Annotated in this window: 4 protein-coding genes; 2 read left to right on the top strand and 2 right to left on the bottom strand. The window is 32.5% G+C overall.

Annotation, left to right across the window (positions count from 1 at the left end):
- Nucleotides 1-118 (bottom strand): formate--tetrahydrofolate ligase (locus tag AB1630_06120; GenBank protein ID MEW6103376.1); only part of this gene is annotated, 118 nt, incomplete at its 3' end.
- A gap of 104 nt (nucleotides 119-222) precedes the next feature.
- On the opposite strand from AB1630_06120, the gene AB1630_06115 reads away from it, so the two are divergent.
- Both AB1630_06115 and AB1630_06110 read left to right on the top strand, forming a co-directional pair.
- On the top strand, nucleotides 223-2,049 hold the full coding sequence (locus AB1630_06115; GenBank protein MEW6103375.1) for a DUF2723 domain-containing protein: 1,827 nt from the start codon (nucleotides 223-225) through the stop codon (nucleotides 2,047-2,049).
- 6 nt (nucleotides 2,050-2,055) lie between these two features.
- On the top strand, nucleotides 2,056-3,876 hold the full coding sequence (locus AB1630_06110; protein MEW6103374.1) for a glycosyltransferase family 39 protein: 1,821 nt from the start codon (nucleotides 2,056-2,058) through the stop codon (nucleotides 3,874-3,876).
- On the opposite strand, the gene AB1630_06105 is transcribed toward AB1630_06110, so the two are convergent.
- Nucleotides 3,848-4,151, bottom strand: a 304-nt coding sequence (locus AB1630_06105) for a tetraacyldisaccharide 4'-kinase (protein ID MEW6103373.1), incomplete at its 5' end; no start/stop codon positions are given. The two genes, AB1630_06110 and AB1630_06105, sit on opposite strands and share 29 nt — an antisense overlap.

Raw genomic sequence — 4,151 nt, 5'->3', positions numbered from 1 at the left:
CCTTTGCCTTGTATTTCCCATAGAACTCAATGTCATCCTCTTCTAACCCTAAATCCCTTGCCACATCAATGATGGGCTTCATCTTGCACTCTTGTGCGATCTCAATGTCTGATTTCATTTTTTTCCTCCTTAAATTAAATTTTGTTCAATTATAATAAAAATCTAAACTTTTTGCAATTTAAAATTTACAATTTAAAATTTAGAATTTAAAATTTTATGTAAATGGCTCTTTTTGTTTTACTTTCTTCTTTCTTTGTTTATCTCTTTACCCTTACACCATCTGTTGGGCTTTATGATGCTGGAGATATGACAACAGCTGCGGCTATTTTGGGAATTCCACATCCCCCTGGATACCCATTTTATTGCATCATTGGAAAATTTATAACCATTATTCCTTTTGGAAACATTGCCTTTAGGATAAATATGCTATCGGCTTTATTTGGCTCTTTGTCTGTAATGATGGTTTATTTTATTACATTAAAAGTGAGTAGCAGAGCGACAGAGCGACAAGTAATTCCAAGCATTGTTTCTTCTTTGACCATTGCCTTTTCCTACACTGTATGGCAACAATCTACATTTGCAGGTCAATATATAGGACACCTTACATTCTCCCTTTTTCTTATTCTCCTTATTCTTAAAGGAGAAAAAAAGAAATACCTCTATCTTTTCTCATTCTTCCTTGGCTTATCTTTAACCCATCATAGACAGACCCTGTTTCTTATTCCCGGAGCTTTATTTTTTATTTTAGCTGTCTCTTGGAAGAATAGAAAAAAATTTAAGACAAAAAAACTCAAAACTCAAAATTCAAAACTCAAAACTACAACTCAAAACTCAAAACTACTCACTTTTTCAAAAATGGCTTTGCTTTTTATTTTACCCCTATTTTTATACCTTTATCTTCCAATAAGGGCATCGGCTAATCCTCCCCTAAATTGGGGAGACCCTGATACACTAAAAAGGTTTATTTCCCATATAACAGGCGAACAATATGGATTTTTGTTTCTTAAAATAAGCTTAAAGGAGCATATTTTAAGGATGATTTCACAAATAGCACATCAATTTACCAATCAATTCACATTGCTTCCCGTTATCCTTTCAATACTTGGTATGTTTTTAATGCTAATTTTTGATTTTTTTTTCTTTCTTCTGTTCTTTTCCATCCTTTCTGTAAACATTTTTATCTCCTCCTCTTATAACCATCCATCCATTGAGCTATATTACATGCTTCCCTGTGCTATTCTTTCAATCTTTATGGGATATGCTATATTTCATATTATGGCGTTTTTAAAAAAAATAAATCCCTATCTCTCCTTTGCCGCCTTTCTCTTTCTCTTTCTCCCAAATTTTCTTTTCCTTAAAAACTACAATTTAAACAACAGGACTATGTATTACTTTACATATGATTATGGTATGAATATCTTAAGACCAATAGAGAAAAATAGTGTTGTTTTTGTCTCTGATGATACACATACATTTCCAACAGAATATCTCTATTGGGTTGAAAATGCAAGAGAGGACATATCCCTTGTTGATACGCACCTTCTTGAATTTGAATGGAAGGCAAATCTAATAAAATACCAATTTCCAAAGCTATCCTTTGATCTTTGGCCATCAGCCTTAAGGAAGGAGATAGTATCATATGATGAAGTTTCTTGGGAAAGACAAAAGGATATGATTGAGAAAAACATAGAAAAAAAGCCATTTTATATCTTTCCCTCCCCTTTTACTGCACAATTTTATGAGTTTCTTCCAGAAGGGATATTCTCAAGGATATTAAAAAAGGATATAAGTAAAGAGAGGCTTTTGGAATTGCTTAATAAAACAAGGTTCAATTTTAAGATAAGAAAGGAAGGGCTTGCAGATTCATCATCTTCTGTTGATATGATAAATTGTGCTGTTTCCCATTATAACAGAGGAAGGCTTTATTATAACATTGGAATGTATGGGGAAAGCCTTGCAGAGGCGAACAAGGCTATTAAGATTTATCCAGGGAAATATGAGCAAGCAGAGGAATTAAAAGAAAGGCTTGTTAAAATACAGGGTTTTTAAAAAATTATGAAAAAAAAGAAAAGAATTGATAAAGGCTTTAAGGATAAAAAGGAAATTATAATTGTCTTTTTGCTTCTTCTTATTGCCCTAATCTTAAGGCTTATCTATCTTTCCCATCTTAAGACAAATGATTCTTCCTTTTATAACCCTCCAGCTGGAACAGATATGCTAACATATGACAATTATGCAAAGGAAATTCTCAATGGCACATTCTCAAAAGAGCCATATAGCTATGGACCACTTTATTTCTATTTCCTTGCTTTAATCTATAAAATCTTTGGAATAAATGCAGGAATCCCAAGGTTTATCCAGATGCTTATTGGTCTATTTACATCCTTTATTACATACTTAATAGCAAAAAGGGGGTTTAACAAAATAGTGGGTTATGTTTCACTTATTCTTTCAACAATCTATCCTATGTTTTATATTGTGGAAGGTGTCTTGCTTATGGAATCTTTGGTAACATTCTTAAATACCCTTTCTGTCCTTCTCCTCTTAAGAATAGAAGATAAACCATCTTACAAAAATATTGCCTTTGCTGGAGTCACATTGGGTCTCTCTGCCTTGGCTAGGGCAAATATCTTGCTCTTTATCCCTTTTCTTCTTATCTGGATGTTTTTTAATTCAAAATTGCTTTGCGATACTTCGTATTCCAAAATTCAAAATTCAAAATTATTAAAATTTGGTTTTCTTTGTTTGATTGTCCTTATAACAATTTCACCAGCAACAATTAGAAATTACATTGGCTCTGGCAGGTTTGTTTTGATTTCAACAAATGGGCCGGTTAATCTTTGGATGGGAAATAACCCTTATGCAACGGGTGAATACAAAAATCCTCCTTCCCATTATAACGATAAAGTAGAAGAAAGGGCAAAAAAGGAGGGGGATAAAGCATATACAAAAGAGGTTATCTCATTTATCAAAGAAAATCCAAAAGCCTTTATAAAGCTTCTTTTTAAAAAATTCCTCCTTTTCTGGAGCAATCTTGAGATTGATAATAATTTCAATTCTTCAATTCAAAGAAGATATTCTTATATCCTTTCCCTCCCTATCTTTATTAACTTTGGAATTACAAGCTCATTAGCACTAACAGGAATTATTCTTTCATTAAGCTATTTCAAAAGGGCATTTTTACTCTACATATTTACCTTCTCTGGAATGTTAAGTATTGTTATTATGACTATATTGGGAAGGCATAGGATCTGCTTTGTTCCAATTCTCATTGTCTTTGCTGGGTTTGCTCTATATTGGTTTTATGAAAGGATTAGAAAACGAGAAAGCAAAAGGCTTATTTTAGCTTTAATTCCATTGCTTTTTTCCCTTATTCTTGTTTATTCGCAATCTATATCAGGTTATTTCTATCCCTTTGTTCATCCAGAGGGAAGACATCAAGAGATTGAGAATGTAATTATTATAAAGGATAATGGCGATTGTGAGAAATTAAGCAAAGATGCCTTTGTCCTTGCTAAAAAGGAGATAAAAAAAGAGCTAATTATTACAGAAGACCTACAAAGATTTAAGGAAATTGTCCTTCTTTTTAGCTATCAAGCAAATACATCAGGAATACTAACCATTGATATTAATGGAAGAATTAAAGGTAGTTGTAATATGGGTGGAAGCGGATACCTTATTCAAAATGGTTCAATAAAGCTTTCTCCCTCTTTGTTTAACAAAGGAAAAAATAGCATTATTATTTCATCAGAACAAAGCTTTTTATTTCCTATAGATGAATCAATTACATTTAAAAGGTCTTTCTTTTTAAAGAATGGTAAATGGGAAAACCTAAAAAAGGGAGAGTTTACGATTTGGCTTGAATTAAGGAGATAAAGGATGGCTCATCGCTTATTGAAAAGGAAACATCAAGAAAAAGGCAGGAAATATCCTTTAATTTCTCCCTATCCTTTAATGTTGAGACAATAAGGTCAAATTTCCCTCCCTTAATTTTTATTTTCTCTATATCAGAGGAAGAATAGAAATGGTGGTCGGGAAACCTTAAGCCTTCTGCATAGCATCCCAAATCCTTTAAGCTGTTTTCAAATGACAAATGGTCTCCTATTCCAGATACAGCTAGGGCTTTTTTTCCAGAAATAAAGGATAAGGGA

It is taken from the genome of bacterium, from assembly GCA_040753555.1.
Taxonomy (GTDB): Bacteria; UBA9089; UBA9088; order UBA9088; family UBA9088; genus JBFLYE01.
This window is presented reverse-complemented; position numbering and strand designations above follow the sequence as displayed.